Annotated in this window: 20 protein-coding genes; 9 read left to right on the top strand and 11 right to left on the bottom strand. The window is 42.7% G+C overall.

Going from position 1 to position 17997, the window contains the following annotated elements; genetic code table 11:
- The first annotated feature begins 9 nt into the window (after nt 1-9).
- Nucleotides 10-1416, top strand: coding sequence for a sigma-70 family RNA polymerase sigma factor (locus ACHZC4_RS00345; protein WP_394751740.1), 1407 nt, complete (start codon nt 10-12; stop codon nt 1414-1416).
- A 269-nt stretch (nt 1417-1685) separates the two neighbouring features.
- Entirely contained in the window at nt 1686-3587 is a 1902-nt protein-coding gene (ftsH, locus tag ACHZC4_RS00340) for an ATP-dependent zinc metalloprotease FtsH (RefSeq protein ID WP_394751739.1), read from the top strand.
- A gap of 127 nt (nt 3588-3714) precedes the next feature.
- Here ftsH and ACHZC4_RS00335 read toward each other — a convergent pair whose 3' ends face one another.
- The 5 genes from ACHZC4_RS00335 to mepA all read right to left on the bottom strand — a co-directional run bounded on the left by ACHZC4_RS00335 (nt 3715) and on the right by mepA (nt 8858).
- The gene (locus ACHZC4_RS00335) at nt 3715-4221 is read right to left on the bottom strand and encodes a TPM domain-containing protein (RefSeq protein ID WP_394751738.1); all 507 of its coding nucleotides are present in this window, start codon (nt 4219-4221) and stop codon (nt 3715-3717) included.
- A complete protein-coding gene (locus ACHZC4_RS00330) occupies nt 4215-5066 on the bottom strand; it encodes a TPM domain-containing protein (protein WP_394751737.1) in 852 nt (283 codons plus the stop codon). Before ACHZC4_RS00330 ends, ACHZC4_RS00335 begins: the two co-directional genes overlap by 7 nt.
- A gap of 12 nt (nt 5067-5078) precedes the next feature.
- Nucleotides 5079-5747, bottom strand: coding sequence for a LemA family protein (locus ACHZC4_RS00325; protein WP_394751736.1), 669 nt, complete (start codon nt 5745-5747; stop codon nt 5079-5081).
- A 123-nt stretch (nt 5748-5870) separates the two neighbouring features.
- Nucleotides 5871-7703: a M14 family metallopeptidase gene (locus tag ACHZC4_RS00320; RefSeq protein WP_394751735.1), complete on the bottom strand. Its 1833-nt coding sequence runs from the start codon at nt 7701-7703 to the stop codon at nt 5871-5873.
- 312 nt (nt 7704-8015) lie between these two features.
- Entirely contained in the window at nt 8016-8858 is an 843-nt protein-coding gene (gene mepA / locus ACHZC4_RS00315; RefSeq protein ID WP_394751734.1) for a penicillin-insensitive murein endopeptidase, read from the bottom strand.
- Between the two features lie 95 nt (nt 8859-8953).
- Between mepA and ACHZC4_RS00310 the strand changes: the two genes are divergently transcribed.
- A complete protein-coding gene (locus ACHZC4_RS00310; RefSeq protein ID WP_394751733.1) occupies nt 8954-9217 on the top strand; it encodes a hypothetical protein in 264 nt (87 codons plus the stop codon).
- 56 nt (nt 9218-9273) lie between these two features.
- Here ACHZC4_RS00310 and ACHZC4_RS00305 read toward each other — a convergent pair whose 3' ends face one another.
- The 6 genes from ACHZC4_RS00305 to ACHZC4_RS00280 all read right to left on the bottom strand — a co-directional run bounded on the left by ACHZC4_RS00305 (nt 9274) and on the right by ACHZC4_RS00280 (nt 14284).
- The gene (locus ACHZC4_RS00305) at nt 9274-9927 is read right to left on the bottom strand and encodes a hypothetical protein (protein ID WP_394751732.1); all 654 of its coding nucleotides are present in this window, start codon (nt 9925-9927) and stop codon (nt 9274-9276) included.
- Between the two features lie 50 nt (nt 9928-9977).
- Nucleotides 9978-10376, bottom strand: coding sequence for a copper resistance protein CopC (locus tag ACHZC4_RS00300; RefSeq protein WP_394751731.1), 399 nt, complete (start codon nt 10374-10376; stop codon nt 9978-9980).
- 212 nt (nt 10377-10588) lie between these two features.
- Nucleotides 10589-10972, bottom strand: coding sequence for a DUF805 domain-containing protein (locus ACHZC4_RS00295; RefSeq protein ID WP_394751730.1), 384 nt, complete (start codon nt 10970-10972; stop codon nt 10589-10591).
- A 375-nt stretch (nt 10973-11347) separates the two neighbouring features.
- Complete coding sequence (locus ACHZC4_RS00290; protein ID WP_394751729.1) at nt 11348-12520, bottom strand: beta-ketoacyl-[acyl-carrier-protein] synthase family protein; 1173 nt, start codon at nt 12518-12520, stop codon at nt 11348-11350.
- The gene (locus tag ACHZC4_RS00285; protein WP_394751728.1) at nt 12501-13067 is read right to left on the bottom strand and encodes a DUF3261 domain-containing protein; all 567 of its coding nucleotides are present in this window, start codon (nt 13065-13067) and stop codon (nt 12501-12503) included. The genes ACHZC4_RS00290 and ACHZC4_RS00285 overlap by 20 nt, the downstream gene beginning before the upstream one ends.
- The gene (locus ACHZC4_RS00280; protein WP_394751727.1) at nt 13052-14284 is read right to left on the bottom strand and encodes an NAD(P)/FAD-dependent oxidoreductase; all 1233 of its coding nucleotides are present in this window, start codon (nt 14282-14284) and stop codon (nt 13052-13054) included. The genes ACHZC4_RS00285 and ACHZC4_RS00280 overlap by 16 nt, the downstream gene beginning before the upstream one ends.
- 327 nt (nt 14285-14611) lie before the next feature.
- On the opposite strand from ACHZC4_RS00280, the gene ACHZC4_RS00275 reads away from it, so the two are divergent.
- From ACHZC4_RS00275 to ACHZC4_RS00250, 6 genes are all read left to right on the top strand, one after another.
- Complete coding sequence (locus ACHZC4_RS00275; protein WP_394751726.1) at nt 14612-14836, top strand: hypothetical protein; 225 nt, start codon at nt 14612-14614, stop codon at nt 14834-14836.
- Between the two features lie 83 nt (nt 14837-14919).
- Entirely contained in the window at nt 14920-15621 is a 702-nt protein-coding gene (locus ACHZC4_RS00270; protein ID WP_394751725.1) for a beta-ketoacyl synthase chain length factor, read from the top strand.
- Nucleotides 15606-16400 (top strand): lysophospholipid acyltransferase family protein, encoded by a 795-nt coding sequence (locus tag ACHZC4_RS00265; protein WP_394751724.1) that lies wholly within the window; start codon nt 15606-15608, stop codon nt 16398-16400. The genes ACHZC4_RS00270 and ACHZC4_RS00265 overlap by 16 nt, the downstream gene beginning before the upstream one ends.
- Nucleotides 16390-16638: a phosphopantetheine-binding protein gene (locus ACHZC4_RS00260; protein ID WP_394751723.1), complete on the top strand. Its 249-nt coding sequence runs from the start codon at nt 16390-16392 to the stop codon at nt 16636-16638. Before ACHZC4_RS00265 ends, ACHZC4_RS00260 begins: the two co-directional genes overlap by 11 nt.
- Before the next feature lie 7 nt (nt 16639-16645).
- On the top strand, nt 16646-16894 hold the full coding sequence (locus ACHZC4_RS00255; RefSeq protein ID WP_394751803.1) for an acyl carrier protein: 249 nt from the start codon (nt 16646-16648) through the stop codon (nt 16892-16894).
- Nucleotides 16895-16996: 102 nt separating this feature from the next.
- Nucleotides 16997-17956, top strand: coding sequence for an Rpn family recombination-promoting nuclease/putative transposase (locus ACHZC4_RS00250; RefSeq protein ID WP_394751721.1), 960 nt, complete (start codon nt 16997-16999; stop codon nt 17954-17956).
- Nucleotides 17957-17997: the final 41 nt, after the last annotated feature.

The following is a 17997-nucleotide window of genomic DNA, read 5'->3' as shown; positions in this document are numbered from 1 at the left end:
TCGAGAATTGTGGCTTATTTAGATAGACAGTTATCAGAGTATAAAACATCGGCATCAACCATTAACACTGTTGGTATGGGACAAAATACCAACCCCAGTCAGGGCAAGTTAGTAGATGAGATTAAAAACGGTAATTATCAGTTAGCTAAAAATTTAGCGGATGCCAAGGCAGATTTAATTAAATCACTGGCTCTATTTCCAATAAGTGCCTTGTGGCTTATTAATAAATATGAGCAACCTATTATAGATACCGCTGAGCGTGATGAACCTGACACTACGGGTACTGATTTAGAAACGTCCATTTCTCAAATAAAAAAAGACTTTGTGCAACTGCATCAACACGCGCAGCGTGAGGAGACCAATCATGCGTTTTATATCAGCTGTAAGCAGCGTTTAATGACGCATTTACAGCTGTTTCCTTATTTATTTGAAGATCTAGTGGAGCTTGCAGAGCTTATTGCTTATAGATTTAAGGTTGACGTTGGGCTGAGTGAGTTTTTAAATTGGTCTTCAACCCATAAAACCTTTGTGGTGGATAAGCGTCTAAAAGCGATGCCAACACCTAATAAAACCAAAGTTTTGGAGAAATTCACAACGACTTACCATGAGCAATACAGCACGTTGTTTCTTTTGTTACCCACTAATGACATCTATAATGATTTATCAGCCGTATTTGTTGCGGAGCAGTGCTGGCTAAAAGGTAGGCAAGATTTGGTGATGGCTAACAATAAACTGGTGTCATTCATTGTTAATCAATACAAAGGCAGTTTTCTGGATTTTAATGATCTGGTTCAAGAAGGCCAAACCGGCTTATTGAAAGCGGTAGATCGCTTTGATTATCGCTTGGGGTTTCAGTTTTCAACCTACGCGGGGTATTGGATCAGACAGGCCATTTCACGGTCTTTATCACGTAGCGAACGTTCTGTGCGCATTCCGTGTGAGCAAATTGCTAACATTAACCGGGTGTACCGCGCAAAAGATCAAATTACAACACGAGTCGGTAGGGACGCAAGCATTCAGGAAATTGCTGAGCAGACCCAGTTATCTTGCGAGGATATCAATACTATTTTGGCCATTGCTCAAAGCGCCATATCCTTAGACGGTTCAGATGATGATGACAGTGAGAAAGCCTTTGCCCCCGTTGATTTTTTAGAGCAGCAGACCTTTACCCATGCCATTGAGGATATCGCTGAGTCAGAACTTGAAGCCTTGATTGCCGAGGCGATAAAAACTCTTAATCCACGCGAGGCCCAAGTGGTTTGTTGTCATTTTGGTGTGCATTCGAGTAGCGAAATGACGTTGCAGGAAATAGGCGCAGAATTTAATTTGACTCGAGAGCGCATTCGGCAAATCCAGGTTATTGCGCTTAATAAAATTAAATTGAATTATGGTCAACAACTTATAAATTTTTTGTAGTGGAGTGCGCTACACTTTCAGATCAAGATAACTGAAAAAACCTGATTTTCTGGTTATAACCTACGCTTAAAGGCGTAAAAAAGCCTTTTAGCGGCTGAGAAATGGTATTGTAATGCAGCCCAGATAACGGATTTGAAATTATTATGGGAAATATGAAAATAATTTGAATCTTTTTCGAGTTCGAGAGACAAATATGCACTGTTTAGTGATGAGTACTGTAAAACCCTATAAATTATCGTTAATGACTAACGAGATTCGGAGATAACGTAATGAAGAAACATTTATTTAATATATTCATAATCTCGGTTGTGATATCAGTGGCTATGCTGATATTCAACAGATTGAATACTACGCCTCCTATACAGGACTCTATTGCTTATTCAGAATTTATCGATAAAGTTAAAACAGGACAAATTGAACGCGTAGAAATGATCGCTAACCTTATTAAGATTCGTACTACGGAAGGGGAAAACTTCGAGACGATCAATCCAGGCGATACCCATTTAATTGATGATTTGCTGGCTGCCAAAATTCAGATAAGAACCTCTGAAGTGCCTAAGCAGTCCATGGCGATGTCAATCTTCATTGCCTGGTTCCCTATGTTGCTGATGATAACCGTATGGATTATCTACATGCGTAGGCAAGCTGGTGCGGGCAGTGGCGGTTTTGGCAAAAGTAAAGCCAAAATGCTTGAAGAAAATAAAATGACCGTTAAATTTGCTGATGTGGCAGGTTGTGAAGAAGCTAAAGAAGAAGTCTCTGAATTGGTTGATTTTTTGAAAGACCCACAGAAATTTCAAAAACTGGGCGGCAAAATTCCACGCGGTATTTTAATGGTAGGCCCTCCAGGAACAGGTAAAACGTTGATCGCCAGAGCGATTGCCGGTGAAGCAGGCGTAAAGTTTTTCACCATCTCAGGTTCTGATTTTGTTGAAATGTACGTGGGTGTCGGTGCGTCCAGGGTTAGGGACATGTTTGTGCAAGCTAAAGAACATGCGCCCTGCATTATTTTCATCGACGAAATCGATGCGGTAGGTCGCCAAAGAGGCGGTGCCGGCATGGGTGGCGGTAATGATGAACGTGAACAAACGCTCAACCAGTTATTAGTTGAAATGGATGGTTTTACCGGTAATGAAGGCGTTATCGTTATTGCTGCAACCAACCGCGCTGATGTATTGGATAAAGCCTTATTAAGACCAGGCCGTTTTGACCGTCAAGTAACCGTCGGTTTACCCGATGTGAGAGGACGTGAACAAATTCTGAATGTACATATCAAAAAGGTACCGGCTGCTGCGGATGTTGAATTGAAATTTATTGCTAGAGGAACACCGGGATTCTCAGGTGCTGACCTTGCCAATATTATTAATGAAGCGGCGTTATTGGCGGCAAGAACCAACAAAACTGAAGTCAGTATGTTTGAGCTGGAAAAAGCCAAAGACAAAATTTTGATGGGTGCTGAAAGGCATACTGCGGTCATGACCGAAGAAGACAAGTTGTTAACGGCTTATCATGAAGCAGGACATTGTATCGTTGGCCAATTGTCTCCAGAGCATGATCCTGTATACAAAGTCAGTATCATGCCTAGAGGTAGAGCATTAGGTATTACTATGTTCTTACCTGAAAGAGACCAGTATGGTGCTAATAAACGCAAGTTAGAAAGTCAACTGGCCAGTTTATTAGGTGGAAGAATTGCGGAACTTATTATCTATGGTGGTGATCTAGTCACTACAGGTGCTTCTAATGATATTGAAAGAGCATCAGAGTTGGCGCGTAACATGGTGACACGCTGGGGCTTTTCCGACAAACTGGGTCCTTTGGTATACGGTGAGCAAGGTGGACAGCCTTTTATGGGTTACTCATCTTCAGGTTCTAAGGTATCTATTAACGTTTCCCATCAGATTGATGAGGAAGTGCGAGCATTGATAGATCGTAACTACCAACGTGCTGAAACGCTGCTAAATGACAATATTGAAGTGTTGCACAAAATGGCCCAGGCCTTAATGGAATGGGAAACTATCGATAAAGCGCAAATTGACGCTTTGATGGCTGGAGTAGCGCCTAAGCCACCTAAAGACGACAATAATAATACGCCAAATCACAATGATTATACTAAGCAGGATAAATCGGATACTACCGGTATAAAAATGAATAAACCTGCTGGACAAGTTTGAGGTGCGCTCATAGGATGGGGGGTCGTAAGACTCCCCCTTTTTTTGCCTACTATTTAGGGCTACCTAATTTGTTATTCATGGTTCGACAAGCTCACCACGAATGGTTTTTTTAAATAGGTAACGTGTTTTATTTGCGGATAACCACGGGACGATCAGGCAGCTCGTTAACTCTACTTGTATTTGCAGGGAATTTATCCGCTAACAGCCGTGTAATTTGTTCAATACCTTCAATAGATCCACTTTGGAAATCACCCTTAAGAAAATGCCTGCGCATCACTTCTGCGATAGCATTCCACTCTGCTTGGGGCACTTGCTTACTGAGTCCGCGGTCGGCAACAATGTGTACTTCTTTGTCCGCTAGCATTAAGTAAATTAATACACCGCAATTTTCTTCAGTGTCCCATACCCCTAGGTTTGAGAACACTTGCGTTGCACGTTGTCTGGCAGAGAGCCCTTGCCACACAGAACCCGGTGCCAGTGCATTTTCAATAGCAAAACGGATTTCACCACGATGCTGAGACTCAGACTGTCTAACCGCAACTTCTATGGCGTTAAGCACAGACTTTGGGAAAATGACGCGCCAACGCCAAGGCGGCATGAAAGCATGACGTAACCAACGTTTAAACGCTACCATGAGCCAGATGCCCCGCCGCCGCCAAAACCACCGCCGCCACCTCCCCATGAGCCACCAGAAGAGCCGCCGCCCCAGCCACCACCGCCACCAAATCCACCGCCATTTGACCAGCCGCCGCCGTTTCTACCCACACCTATCATAAAGAAAACCATAATTCCGACAATGACTGCCGCTATGCCTAAGCCAAATAATAGTGCTACCAGCGCAGCACTGCCTAATCCTGCAATCGTGCCGCCCATGACGCGTCCAAAAATAGCGGACAACACTGAGCCTGCAAATAATCCAGCGATTAATATGAAAAGATAACCGCCTTCACCGCCTTGTTGGCCATTGGCTTGCGCCTTAGGGGCAGGGAGTTCTTCACCTTCAATGAGTTTTATGAGTTGAGAAACACCGGCATCAATACCGCCAACAAAATCACCGGCTTTAAAATAAGGCGTAATGACATCAGAAATGATGCGTTTGGCAATTACATCAGGAATCACACCTTCTAAACCGCGTCCCACTTCAATGCGTAATTTGCGATCATCTTTGGCGACAATAAGAATCAGGCCGTCGTCAATGTTTTTACGGCCGATACGCCACAAATCTGCTACTTGTATACCGTACTCGGCAATGTCTTGAGGTTGGGTAGTGGGAATAATGAGTACCGCAATCTGGCTGCCTTTCTGGGTTTCTAAAGCCGCTAATTTTTCGTCTAGACCTGCAATTTGAGCGGTACTTAACGTGCCAGTAAGATCAGTAACGCGCTGCGATAATTTGGGAACAGCAATCTCAGCCCAAACTGTGCTAATAAATAGCAGCAGTAATAGGCTGAGTCCGTAGCGGATGTAAGAAGGTGTCACCAGAAACCTTGCTTAATGCGTTGTTGCGGGTTGTTGCACCGGTGCTGATATTTGCGGTGCTGGCGCTGGAATCGTGCTAACAGGTGGTTGTGCCGCCGGTGTTGAAAAATCAACTTTAGGTGGCTCGGTAATGGCTTGCTCGTTTTGCACTTGCAGGCTGGGTTTAGTTTTGTAACCAAATATCATGGAGGTTATATTGCTCGGGAAAGAACGTACCGTCAGGTTATACGCTCTAACCGCATCAATGTAACGATGACGTGCTACCGAAATGCGGTTTTCCGTACCTTCCAGTTGCGCTTGTAAATCACGGAAACCGGCATCGGCTTTCAGTTGTGGGTAGTTTTCAGCGATTACCATTAAGCGAGAAAGCGCACTGGTCATATCTTTTTGCGCCGCCATAAATTTCTTGAAGGCTTCTTCATCATTAACCAGTTCAGGTGTGGCTTTAATAGACCCTACTTTAGCACGGGCTTCAGTCACTTGGGTTAACACATCTTTTTCGTGAGTGGCGTAGCCCTTAACCACATTCACCAAATTAGGGACTAAATCAGCACGGCGCTGATATTGATTAAGCACTTCTGCCCATGACGCCTTAATATCTTCATCGGTCATTTGCAAAGTGTTGTAACCGCAGCCAGATAGCATGATGACCATAAATAAAGTAAGCAGGTATTTAAGCATATCAATTTCTCGGGTTAACAATGTAAAAAAAGTAACAAACTACGCCTAGAATGGGGCGATATGTTTGGAAAGATACACCTAATTAACCCAGTTGACAATCCCGTGCCTGCTTACAATTACCCATTAAGGCACATATCTTACCCGCGCAGACAGCCAATCTAATGAGAAATCCCGCGTTGTGGCGCTGGAAACATTGGTGAGTCGTATTTTAAAATTACTGTCACCTAATTCGCTGGCAGACCAAACATGTCCCCAGTTATCGATAGCGCCACCCAGTGTGTAAGTTTTGGCCGCTGTTTCTAAAAGTGGCGTTGATTTGGGGGTGGTCCAGGTTAAACCTCCATTCCAGGACAGTTCCGCACAAATTTTTGGTGTACCACTCGCGTTGTCTGCTTTAGCATTTATCTTTACTTCAATGCTTTTAATGGTTACACCTGTTGGAACAGGAATAGCGAAATTGCTAAATTGATGCTTATCTTTACCGGTATTAGTGCAGGTCGTGTTGGTGTTGTTTCCGCTGTCGGTATCCACTGAATAAAGCTTGTTATAGCTGTAAGCATTGGCAGGGCTAGCTTGATAACCATTGTTATCACCTGCAGCACTGATGACAGGGGAATTGCTTTTAGGGTTATAAAAACCTGTGGTTACCACATTGCCGGTAACGGCATCGCCGCAATATTGGCTTTGTTTGCCAATAGCTTGGTAAGGACACGCCGCCTGCGCCAGTAAATACAGAATAGGGTTGCGGTTACGGGCGGTTTCTTGCGGGATCACTTGGTCAGACGGGTAAAACCCCCCGTTGCTGGCCGTTTTGGGGTACATTTCAAAGGTATAGTTAAGAATGCCATGTACACCGTATAACCAATCATTGATTGTGCCGTCGGTTATGTATAAATCACTGGCTTGCTGGGGAATATAGTTGTTCATTGCCGCCATCGCTTTGCCCATAGTAGCCATGGTATTGTAATCATCCGCTACCATATCACTGGGTATGTCCGTATAGGTATAACCGTACGGCCATAAAATCAGTTCGGAATAGCTGTGAAAATCAACGGCCAAACTAATTTGCTGTTTGCCATTTAATACCCGGCTGTTAACAAAATTGCGCACCACGGCAGTTTCGGGTGCAGAAAAAGCAGCTTTCCCATGATAGGTTTCACTGCTAGTTGTACCACTGCTGCCGCCACAACAGTTCCATAAATAATCCCAGTTCCGATTTAAATCGGTTCCGGCAAAGGGAGTACCGGTATTGGGTTGGCGATTTTTACGCCAGGATTGGTATGTTCCAGTAGCGATGTCATATTCACCACCATCCGGATTCATATCAAACACTATCCATATTTCCCGGTTATTGACCAGATTAGCAATTTGGGGATTGGTGTCATACTCATCTGTCAATATTTTTAAAGTGTACAACGCCTGCTCTACGGTTAAATGCTCACGCGCGTGCTGATGGTGGGTGAACAATACCTCCGGTTCATCTTCATCGCTAGCTACGTTATCGGATATTTTACCCGCCCAAATAGTGCGCCCTTCATAAGAGCTTCCCAGATTAATCATCTGAAAAATGGCCGGATGATCGATGGCGGCTTGTTGAATTTCTGCCAGCATTTCAGTGTAATCATGATAAGCCGAATCCCCGGCCGGAAAACTGAGCTGTGCCGCTTTTGCTTGTGTGGGTACTGCAATCGATAAACCCAGCTTTTTGATGGCGCGTTTTTCATTCGCAGTGGCTTCAACAAGAATATACGAATGGCCGACTTCCAGAATAAGTGCGCCGGTTCGGGCTATTTTTGTCCGTGTCGCTACGTTGAAAACCTTGTCAATAATGTAAACGCTAGACGGTTTTTTAACGGGTGCTGCTGCATGGTTAAAAGGTGACCAGGTCAAAATAGCCAAGCTGATAAGAATGGTTTTATTGTTAAATTTATACAAGGGTAATTTAAATGCTTTCATGAGGGTGTGGCTCCTGCCGTATTGCTAACAACCATTAACTATGATTAGTATCTGTTTGAAAAATATTGACAATTTAAGTCTTCGTGAATTAAACATATAAAAAAATCGGTTGAATAAAAGGAAATATATTTTATTCAAAGCTTATTTAAATGCAAGATTAACTGAGTTTTGTAGGCTGATTTCAGTAGCACAATAAGACACAAACCTAACACTAAATATTAGTTGACAATGTTTATAAAGCAAGGGAGCAGGGAGATTAACAAAAGAAAGACTTGCAAGATGTGCAAGTCTTTCTTGAGAGGGTAGAAGAATTTAATTTTCGTTCAGCACACTATCACACAGTGGAGGTAGGCGAGGTGCCTTAGGTTTTGGGGAAGGTACTTTAGGTTTTTTAGCTTCAGCCGAAAACCAGTAATCAAGGCTGGCATCACAGCCATCGTCTTCGGGAAGTGGCGCCTGGCTTGTACAGTGGTCACTACCACCGGGACATTTAAGGCGCACATGAAAATGATCGTCATGTTTCCACCAGGGGCGAATTTTTCTTAGCCAATCATGAGGGGTTTTACGCATACACAACAGGCGTTTAATGCTGGGGTTAACGAAAATACGATCTACTTCAGGCATACGTGATGCTGCTTCCAGGACTTTTTCATGCTGCGCAGTCCATTGCTTTTCATCTATGGCATCAGATTGACTAATAAGCATGGAATTTGCGCTTAAAGTTTCGCGCTCGTTTATATCCAGTTTGCGTGTTGCCGCGATTGCAGGCAGTGAAAACCAGATATCGACATCCAGGCCAGTTTGGTGGCTGCGATGACCTGATAAAGTCGGCCCGCCGCGTGGTTGACCTAAATCACCGATCAATAATGTACCTAATTTTTGATCAGACACAGCATGGCCAAAATTTTCAATAAAATGGATCAAATCCGGATGGCCAAAATAGCGTTTTCTGGATAAACGCATTACTTGATAGCCCGTGCCATCCATTGGTAGCGTCACCGCGCCACTGACACAGCCGCCATCGTATTTGCCAATACTTTGTGCCATATCGCCTGATTTTGAAGGCTGCATTATGTTTGACCAGTCACTGGCAGAAGAGGCTAGGGCCGCTGTCGAAAATGCGCCCAGCAATAATGTCGATATAAAAAATTTCATTGTGTAGTCAATAGTTAAGAGATTTTGCCAATAAGAATTATAATCTAAAATCAAAGATATTTTAGAATGATGCACTTTAAATTGGATATTAAAAGATGAAAATTATTAGGGTATTGGCGCTGGCATTATTGCTGGCCAGTTGTACGCAAGATCAGCAAAACCAAATGTTTAGAAAAGGCATTGAGCTATTGGATGGCGATTATTTAGTTACTTTTGCCAACGGGCCGACCACAAAAACTTGGTTGATAAAAAATGGTAAAGTGACTTCAACAGATAAGGGCTATTACTATTTTTGGGACGTTAAAAAGCACTATGTGCAAGTACCGATGGAACATACGGTGATTGAAGAAGTTGATTAATGAGTTTTTAATATTGCAGGTAGAGACGCAAAAGCTTGCGTCTCTATAATTAGGCGTTATTTCTTTCTTTTAACGATGCGATAGAGCAAATAAATTAATCCTAAAATAACAAAACCAACACCGCTGGCCACACCTATTAACGTTTCTCTTGGCCAACCGTACGGATTATAAGGATTGCTGCCTACATGAAATGGTATTTTCAACCGATCATCTTCTGAAACAGCATTTTCGCCGCCCACAATTAAGATCATGGCGTAATCGCCTTCTTTATCAATGTCAGCTTGGGCTTCCACCACGCCTTTCGCGTAAATTTTGGCGGGAATTTCTATAAGCGTGCGAAGCTCTTTAAATTCTTCAGGTTTTTTAGTGCCATCAGCCAGCTCCACCACACGAATCCCAATGGGTGTTCCGCGAATGTCCTCATCAATTAAATCCGCACTAAAAAAAGCCTTGCCCACACCGGGTAACTCTTTGCAATAAGGTTTTAGTAACGCAGCCCTATCCATGTTTTTCAAGTCGCCGGAGGGTTTTAAATACACGCTAAAATGAACGGCATAAAAATCGTTGGTCGCAAGGCAACCAACGCTATTTTTATCGGCAATTTGTGGAGATTGGCTATTGTCATTGTCTTTATTACAGCCGTTAACGACCAATGTAATCGCTAACAACAGTACACGAACACAGATATAGTAGGGCGTATTTTTTTTCATGATGTTTTTTCTCGCGTAGTCAAAGAGCGCTGCTGCTAGCGGTTACCACATTAAGGCGCTTTAACCGAAAATTGAAATTTTCCAGTGACGATGTGAGTATCAATTGAAACAACACGGTAGCGTACGGTATAGGTGCCTGGCGCTAAAGGCTGCACAGTAGCAAACATATGCGATGGATCAAATGTTTCTTGAGCCACATCTTTGTTATCGACACGATTGCCATTACTATCAATTACGGCAAGGGCTTTGTGCTCACCGCCTACTTTGTCATTAAACCAAACATCAATTTGTTTGGGTGCTTCTGTAACCGTAGCATCTTTGGCAGGTTGCGACTTTACCAGAATGGCATGAGCAAACGCCGAGCAAGGCAAAGCTAAGCACGCTATAACAGCAATCTGGCATAAGCGGTGGGTATGTTTTTTAGTGTTATTATTAATGATCAATTTCATAACCGAATAATGATTTATCCAAGCCAATTAAGCTAATCATTATATAACTGATAAGGCATAGGCGGCAGCAAAACTTAGCCATAATTAACTAGAATAACCGTTCGATTGTCTTCAGTCCGGCTTACATAAGCTATAAAACCCATGATGATTCGAAAAACTTACCTCGAACGGTTTTTAAACAAGATTTAGTTTTAGCAGATTGAGGGGGTAACTTAGGTTTTATCTATTTTTGGATTTTCCCCGTACTCATTTTTATCCGCATCACTGTCCTTTACGGTAAAAGCCAACATAACAATAAAGCCGATCATTGGCATTAGATTAATTAATTGCCACCAACCACTGCGGTTGATATCGTGTAACCGCCTTGCCGTTACGGCAATCATAGGGCATAAAGTGTACAGCATGAATATGCCGCTAAGAAAACCTATACCTATTTCTAAAACCATAGTACCGGTTAGTATGTCAATAAAACCTAAAGGAATGATAATAAGCGCATAAATAAGCATAAAATTCCAATATTCCTTCCTTCGTGCCCGCCCTTCAAAGTCTGAATATTTTTTTAAGACGGCCATAAACCAACTGATACTTTCATTCATATAATTCCCCTTGTTTTGTGCCCCGGTGATGGACTAATCAACCTTAGGAGCTATTTGGGTTGATTGGTAACGTGCATAAAATAACGTGATAAGTTTTGGTAAAATGCGGACTGCCACATAGACACAATGTGAGTTTGTCGTATTTATAATTGTTTGGGGTTACGCGTCCGGCAGGCTAACGTCAATTATCATTCAGCTTATCGGTATTTGACTTATGGTTCAAGTTTAATGAGTGTATATTCAGTTCATTTTTTCATCTGACGTCAATACACTGTGACATTCAATACTCAGTATATTAAATCTTATGGACTTGGCAAATGTGCGTATGCCTTGATTATGTTTTACAGGCTTTTGATGCTTGCGTGGACAAAAAAACTAAGTTCTTGCAATAATAATAGATAAATTATTACCACCAAACGCAAACGAATTACTCTGGCAAACCTGAAGTTTTCGCCCCAAACGTTCGCCCTGTTTAACCAAATGCAACGGCGCTAAACCAGCATCCACTTCATCATCATTAATATTCGGGATTAAATCCCCGCGCTCATTTTCGGTGAGCAGCATCCAGCAAAAACCTAACTCCAAAGCTGCCGCAGCACCCAAAGTATGCCCCGTCAATCCTTTGCTGGAACTGGCTGCAACCTGGTTTCCGAATAAGGCATTAACGGCCTTGCTTTCCATTGCATCGTTTAAAACCGTGGCCGTGCCGTGCAAATTTAAATAATCAATATCTTCCGGCCGCTTACTGGCATCGCGCAAAGCTTTTTGCATGGCGATAATAACAGCAGTACCGGCAGGGTCAGGTGCAGAAAAATGATAGGCATCGCTGCTAGCGCCTATGCCTAACAATTGCACAGGTCCTGGTTGTTTGCTTAATACAAAAAGACTGGCCGCTTCGCCGATATTAATGCCGTTACGATGCAGTCCAAATGGCTTGCAGTAGCCGGTACTCAAAGATTCCAGCGCCGCAAAACCGTTAATGGTCAGGCTGCATAAACTGTCCGCACCGCCCACAATCACCGCATCGCATAAATCCAGATTAATCAACCGACGTGCTGAGGCAAAGGCCTTGCCGCTGGATGAGCACGCTGTGGAAATAGTGTACGCGGGGCCGGTTAAACCTAGATAACTTGCCAAAAAATCAGCACCTGCGCCCATTTGTTGCTGCTTATAATGGAATTCATTGGGTAGCATTCCAAATTTTGCCTGATACGCTAATGCAAGCTCAGTGTTTCGGACTCCGGATGTACTCGTCCCCAACACAACACCCATACGGTCAGCGCCATATCTTGCAATCATCTCATTGACTGTTGCGCTGATCTGGCTTACCGCTGCCAGCAGCAAGCGATTATTCCGGCAGTTGTACCTACTGTAACGTTGATCTATTTCTGGAAGTTCGCTGGAGACTTGTCCAACAATCGTATGAATACCAAACTCGTCGCTTGCAATTAAACCGGAACGATCCCCCGCCAATAAACGCGCTAAAACTTCTGCTCTGGAATTTCCCACCGCGCACAACAGACCTAGGTCATTCAGGTACAGATTCATAACTAATAGTGTTAATGTGCAACTGGTAATGATAGCGATGATTGATCAGCTCTACCGTTTTAGGCCAGCTTGCATCAGGCTGTAGATAATTAACCTCAACGCACAATACGTTATTAAAATACAAGCGGCGATGATGATTATCGGCTTCTAAGCGCCATTGCTGAGGCAATAGCTTTTGTAATTCAGACGCCGGCCAATAGACCAGCTGCAAATCTTTAATGATCAATTCGGGAGAAAAGCTCTCTGGCAGTAAGGGACTTTTATCCAGCACCAGCTTTTTGCCGTCATAACTTAAACTAAACAGACTAATGCCGTCACTGCTTAAGCCTGCTATGGCAATGCGTTGTCTGTCCAATTCTAATACACACAGCAGGGTTTGTTGTTTTCCTGGCCAGATAGCGGTTAATTGCTGTACCACCCGCCGCGCAGGGCCGATGGGTTGTGCTATCGGCATAAACTCTTCTTGTTCAGAATGATGGGATGTCGGCAATATTGCACAACTGCTTAAGCTGACCAATAGCGCTAAAAACGTTAGTCCGCGCGGCATAGTTCAACCAGCGTATCCAAACGGCTACGGGCATTTTTGACATAAGGATTGGCTTCATCCCAGGCATAACCGGCCAGTATTGAACAAATCATGGCTTTGATTTCCGGTTGCTGTTTGGCATGAAATATTACATCCTGAAAACGCCCGTCATACCAGGCATCAACAAACACCCTAAAGGTATTGACGCCGCGCTGCAAAGGCGTGGCATAGGCAGCTTGCCAATCTACGTTTTCGCCTTTAAATTGACGATCTAAAATGGCAGCGGCCAAACTTGCTGATTTCATGGCAATGGTTACCCCGGAAGAAAATACCGGATCTAAAAATTCACCGGCATTACCCAGCAGCGCATAACCTTTGCCATATAAGCTTTTTACATTAGCGGAATAACCGGTAATGGCATTGATGTTGTCATCAAATACCGCATTTTTCAGAATTTTGTGTAAATTGTCATCTTCGTTAAGAAGATCTTGCAAAATAGTTTCATTGCTGCCTGATGAGGGATAAAAATCAGCTTCTGCTACCACACCAATACTGCTGCGGCCATTGCTGAACGGAATCAACCAGAACCAAACGTCTTTGTGTTCAGGATGTACGGTGATTAATATTTTGTTGCGGTCAAAACCTGCGTCGTCAATATTATCTTCAATATGGCCAAATAAGGCTTTACGCACCGGAAAACCCGACGGTGATTCCAGATTCAGCAAACGCGGCAAAATGCGCCCGAAACCACTGGCATCCAGTACAAAATCGGCTTCAAGATAACTGATGTTGCCATCTACATCACGCACATCAAGCTTGGGTTTGTCACCGGAAAAATCCACAGCGGTAACTTCACTTTGCCAGTGTATACTTACACCCATTCGGGCCGCTTCGTTAGCCAATATTTCATCAAATCGGCCCCGTTGAACCTGAAATGTAGTACCGATGCCGTCAGTAAATTTTTCTTCAAAATTAAATGCTGTATGTTGATCACGATGGACAAAATAAGCGCCGTTTTTAAACTGAAAACCGGCATTAACAACGGCATCCATCATACCGGCCTGTTTGACGAATTCCATACATTGCGGCAACAGGCTTTCGCCGATGCTAAAGCGTGGAAATTTTTGGCGCTCCAAAATGGTAACCTGGTAGCCCAGATTGTTTAATAATGCGCCGGCAATGCTACCTGAAGGCCCTGCACCTATAATAATGACTTTTTGCACTCGACAATTTTCCATGTTAAATAATGTTTCTTTTTGAGACTATGCCTTAAAAACGGGGCTAAATGGTGGGGTTTACTTTCTTCATCAGCTGACAATAAAACGTGTAACACTCGCTTTTGAGATATGGGGACAGATTATACTAAGCTTAAGAATATATCGGATTTGTTTTAAGCAGGCTTTGCGGATTTATTGAAGTAAAATGAAGCTTGGTGAAATTTTAGTTCTCTTAAAACTCATGTCTATACACGCAGTAAATTCCCCCCCATTTGTTTACTATCCGGCCAAAAATGCCTTATTAATTATAATAAACCCTATCATTTAAACAGCGCTTAAGGAGACACAATGAAAATAGTTGTAAAATTTTTATCTTCAGGTGTGATGTTGTCTTTGTTGCTATTAACAGCCTGCGCTGAATTTAAAGAAGCGGGCAGATCAATCGGCAATACCACAAAAAATGTCACAACAGATATTGGCCATGGTTCACGCGATACGGTACACGCTATAGGTAGAGGCACAAAAAGGGTGTTTAAATCAGTTACTGAAGAGCCTGCACAATCCAGCCAATAATTAACATCGTACACAGTTTGATAAATATGAATACTATCCTAATGAGGAATTAATGCAGCAAAGATTTTATGTGATGAGAGAGAATGTCAGATTTTATCTTGTGTAACTGGAGCGCATGGGCTCCAGGTTTAAACTGTACGCATCACAGCTTGGTTAGTGCTGATAACGTTGTCGTGCTGGAATGGATACCTAAGCTGCTACAGCGCCGTTTAACGCCTTTGGCCAGAGCTGTTTTTAATGTTGCCGACCACTGTATGGAAAGCGGCAAAACATTGCCGGTGGTGCTCAGTTCCTCGCACGGTGAAATATGTAAATCATTAGACATGCTTAAAGCAATTCAGGCTGGCGATGAACTCTCACCTACCGCATTTAGTCTATCAGTGCATAACGCGATTGCAGGGTTATTTTCTATTGCTTATGACAATAACCAGGAAATAACCGTCATTGCTCCAGGATTAGAAGGCATTGCCCCGGCTTTTATAGAAGCATTGGGGATGCTGAATGAAGGGGTGAATGAAGTGCTGATGATTTTATACGATGAACCTTTGGCCGACTTTTATCCGACTGCGCCTTTCAATCTTAATGTCTGTTTTCCTTGTGTATTGGCGTTAAGAATGTCGCTAAACGGCGACGGTATGCCGCTTCAATTATGCCGTATTCCACAATCTCGTAATGATGGTGAGCATCCTATACAGTTACTGGCTTTTATAAAATTTCTTGTTACTGAGCAGCGATTATTGTGTTTAGGTAATTACGGGCACAGCTGGACATGGCACAAAAAGTAATCCAAAAGTTAAACTATTGCTGGCGGCTTTTTGCTACCGGTTTTAGTTTTTTTACTTTTGGAATGGGCGGTTTACTATTGTGGCTTGTGGTTTTTCCGGTGTTAGCAATTTTACCTGGAACGCGTTTACAAAAAATCAGCCGTGGTCAGCGCGTTGTTCATTATAGTTTTTATTTTTTTATCGGTTTGATGCGCAAAATGGGTATCATGACTTATGAAATAAACGGCTTTGAAAGATTAAATCGCCCCGGTCAATTGATTATTGCCAATCACCCCACCTTAATAGATGTCGTATTTTTAATCAGCCGGATCAAACACGCCAATTGCATTGTCAAAGAAAGTTTATGGCATAACCCGTTTATGCGCAGCGCTATTTTAAATGCAGGCTATATTAGTAACGACGATCCTGAAAAAATGATAGCCGAGTGTGTCGCTTGGCTACAATCAGGCGGAAGCATGATTATCTTTCCGGAAGGTACGCGCTCTGTGTCGGGTAAACCCTGCCATTTTCAGCGGGGCGCTGCCGCCATCGCATTGCAGGCCAATAAAATAGTAACGCCAGTAACACTCTCATGTTATCCCAGTACCTTAACCAAAGCCGAGCACTGGTATCAAATTCCTGAACGCCGCTTTCATCTGGCAATGCACGTAGAGCACGACATTGCCCTGGATGAGTTTATTCAAATACAACCCCACTCAATTGCTGTACGCCGGTTTAATCAGTACTTGCAGGATTATTTTACCCAACAAAGAGAACGCTATAAGCACTATGGAAAATGAATTAAAACAATTAATCATTGATGCGCTGGATTTAGAGGACATCAGTGTCGCTGATATAGACAGCAACGCCCCCTTATTTAATGACGGTTTGGGGCTGGATTCAATCGATGCATTGGAGCTGGGTTTGGCTATCCGCAAAAAATACCATGTAAAAATTGATGCTGAAAAGGAAGATGTGGTGAAGATTTTTTCTTCGGTTACCACCTTGGCTAACTATATCCAATCAGTACAGGGTTGATGTTGTGATGGAAACCCGTGAAGAAATTTTAGTCGCCATTAAAAGCATTATGGTGGAAATGTTTGAAATGAATGCCGAGGCGATTAAGCCAGAAGCGCGCCTTTATGAAGATTTGGATTTTGACAGCATTGATGCGGTCGATATGATCGTGCGACTTAAGGAAATGACCGGAAAAGCTGTTAAGGCTGAGGATTTTAAATCTGCGCGTACTATTGGTGATGTGGTTGAGGCGGTTTATAGTATGTTGCATGATTGATGAAGTGCGCAAGGTAAAAGATGGACAGAAAATGTAACTCAGTGATAACTTGTTATTCATGCGTAACGGTACGTCATGCCCTTCTAATGGAGCAACACGCTTATGCTGTCTGAAAAATATATAAACCCTTTCACTGATTACGGGTTTAAACGACTTTTTGGTGAAGAAGCCCACAAAGATTTATTACTCGATTTTCTTAACGAATTATTACGCGAAGAGCAAGGCGAAATTAAATCGATAACTTTTCTAAAAACCGAGCAACTAGGCTCAACCGAAGTCGATAGAAAAGCCATTTTTGACTTATATTGCGAAAATGAAAAAGGCGAAAAATTTATTGTTGAATTGCAAAAAACCAAGCAAAACTTCTTTAAGGACAGGGCATTGTATTATTCAACCTTCCCGATTCAGGAGCAGGCTAAACGCGCGAATTGGAATTATGAGCTAAAAGCGATTTATACCATCGCCATTTTAGATTTCGTCTTTGATGAAGATAAGCATGATCCGGATAAATACCAGTATTTTGTCAAGCTCAGTGACATTCAAACCAATAAGGTGTTTTACAACAAATTAACGTTTGTCTATCTGGAAATGCCTAAATTCAACAAACAGCTATCTGAAATAAATACCCATTTTGAAAAATGGCTGTACGTATTAAAGCATTTAAACGAATTAGAAAAAATTCCTGCCAAATTAACTGAAAAAGTATTTAAACGTCTGTTTGAAGTGGCTGAAATAGCCAAGTTTAATCATGAGCAGTTGATGCAATATGAAGACAGCTTAAAGTATTACCGAGATTTGAATAATTCGTTTGCTACGGCACGGGAAGATGGTAGGACGCAAGGACTAGAGGAAGGATTGAAGGAAGGTTTGAAGGAAGGTTTGAAGGAAGGATTAGAGCAAGGACTGGAGCAAGGACTGGAGCAAGGTTTGGAGCAAGGTTTGGAGCAAGGAAAAACAACAGCGAAAATAACGCTGGCTATTAAAATGAAGGCTAAAGGTTATGAGGTAGCTGAAATTATGGAGCTAACGGGCTTGGATCAACAGACGATTGAGAAGTTGTAGAGCCGTAATTGAATAAAAACATCTGTAGTATTCCTGCTAAA

The sequence above is a fragment of the Crenothrix sp. genome, assembly GCF_043729335.1.
Taxonomy (GTDB): domain Bacteria; phylum Pseudomonadota; class Gammaproteobacteria; order Methylococcales; family Methylomonadaceae; genus Crenothrix.
This window is presented reverse-complemented; position numbering and strand designations above follow the sequence as displayed.

Excerpts from the sequence above, each read along its gene's own strand:
- ACHZC4_RS00275 (WP_394751726.1), top strand. The coding sequence starts at position 14,612 with ATGAAAATAGTTGTAAAATTTTTATCTTCAGGTGTGATGTTGTCTTTG.
- ACHZC4_RS00285 (WP_394751728.1), bottom strand. The coding sequence starts at position 13,067 with ATGCCGCGCGGACTAACGTTTTTAGCGCTATTGGTCAGCTTAAGCAGT.
- ACHZC4_RS00255 (WP_394751803.1), top strand. The coding sequence starts at position 16,646 with ATGGAAACCCGTGAAGAAATTTTAGTCGCCATTAAAAGCATTATGGTG.
- mepA (WP_394751734.1), bottom strand. The coding sequence starts at position 8,858 with ATGAAATTTTTTATATCGACATTATTGCTGGGCGCATTTTCGACAGCG.
- ACHZC4_RS00300 (WP_394751731.1), bottom strand. The coding sequence starts at position 10,376 with ATGAAATTGATCATTAATAATAACACTAAAAAACATACCCACCGCTTA.
- ACHZC4_RS00295 (WP_394751730.1), bottom strand. The coding sequence starts at position 10,972 with ATGAATGAAAGTATCAGTTGGTTTATGGCCGTCTTAAAAAAATATTCA.
- ACHZC4_RS00270 (WP_394751725.1), top strand. The coding sequence starts at position 14,920 with ATGTCAGATTTTATCTTGTGTAACTGGAGCGCATGGGCTCCAGGTTTA.
- ACHZC4_RS00265 (WP_394751724.1), top strand. The coding sequence starts at position 15,606 with ATGGCACAAAAAGTAATCCAAAAGTTAAACTATTGCTGGCGGCTTTTT.
- ACHZC4_RS00305 (WP_394751732.1), bottom strand. The coding sequence starts at position 9,927 with ATGAAAAAAAATACGCCCTACTATATCTGTGTTCGTGTACTGTTGTTA.
- ACHZC4_RS00250 (WP_394751721.1), top strand. The coding sequence starts at position 16,997 with ATGCTGTCTGAAAAATATATAAACCCTTTCACTGATTACGGGTTTAAA.
- ACHZC4_RS00290 (WP_394751729.1), bottom strand. The coding sequence starts at position 12,520 with ATGAATCTGTACCTGAATGACCTAGGTCTGTTGTGCGCGGTGGGAAAT.
- ftsH (WP_394751739.1), top strand. The coding sequence starts at position 1,686 with ATGAAGAAACATTTATTTAATATATTCATAATCTCGGTTGTGATATCA.
- ACHZC4_RS00325 (WP_394751736.1), bottom strand. The coding sequence starts at position 5,747 with ATGCTTAAATACCTGCTTACTTTATTTATGGTCATCATGCTATCTGGC.
- ACHZC4_RS00310 (WP_394751733.1), top strand. The coding sequence starts at position 8,954 with ATGAAAATTATTAGGGTATTGGCGCTGGCATTATTGCTGGCCAGTTGT.
- ACHZC4_RS00260 (WP_394751723.1), top strand. The coding sequence starts at position 16,390 with ATGGAAAATGAATTAAAACAATTAATCATTGATGCGCTGGATTTAGAG.
- ACHZC4_RS00335 (WP_394751738.1), bottom strand. The coding sequence starts at position 4,221 with ATGGTAGCGTTTAAACGTTGGTTACGTCATGCTTTCATGCCGCCTTGG.
- ACHZC4_RS00320 (WP_394751735.1), bottom strand. The coding sequence starts at position 7,703 with ATGAAAGCATTTAAATTACCCTTGTATAAATTTAACAATAAAACCATT.
- ACHZC4_RS00280 (WP_394751727.1), bottom strand. The coding sequence starts at position 14,284 with ATGGAAAATTGTCGAGTGCAAAAAGTCATTATTATAGGTGCAGGGCCT.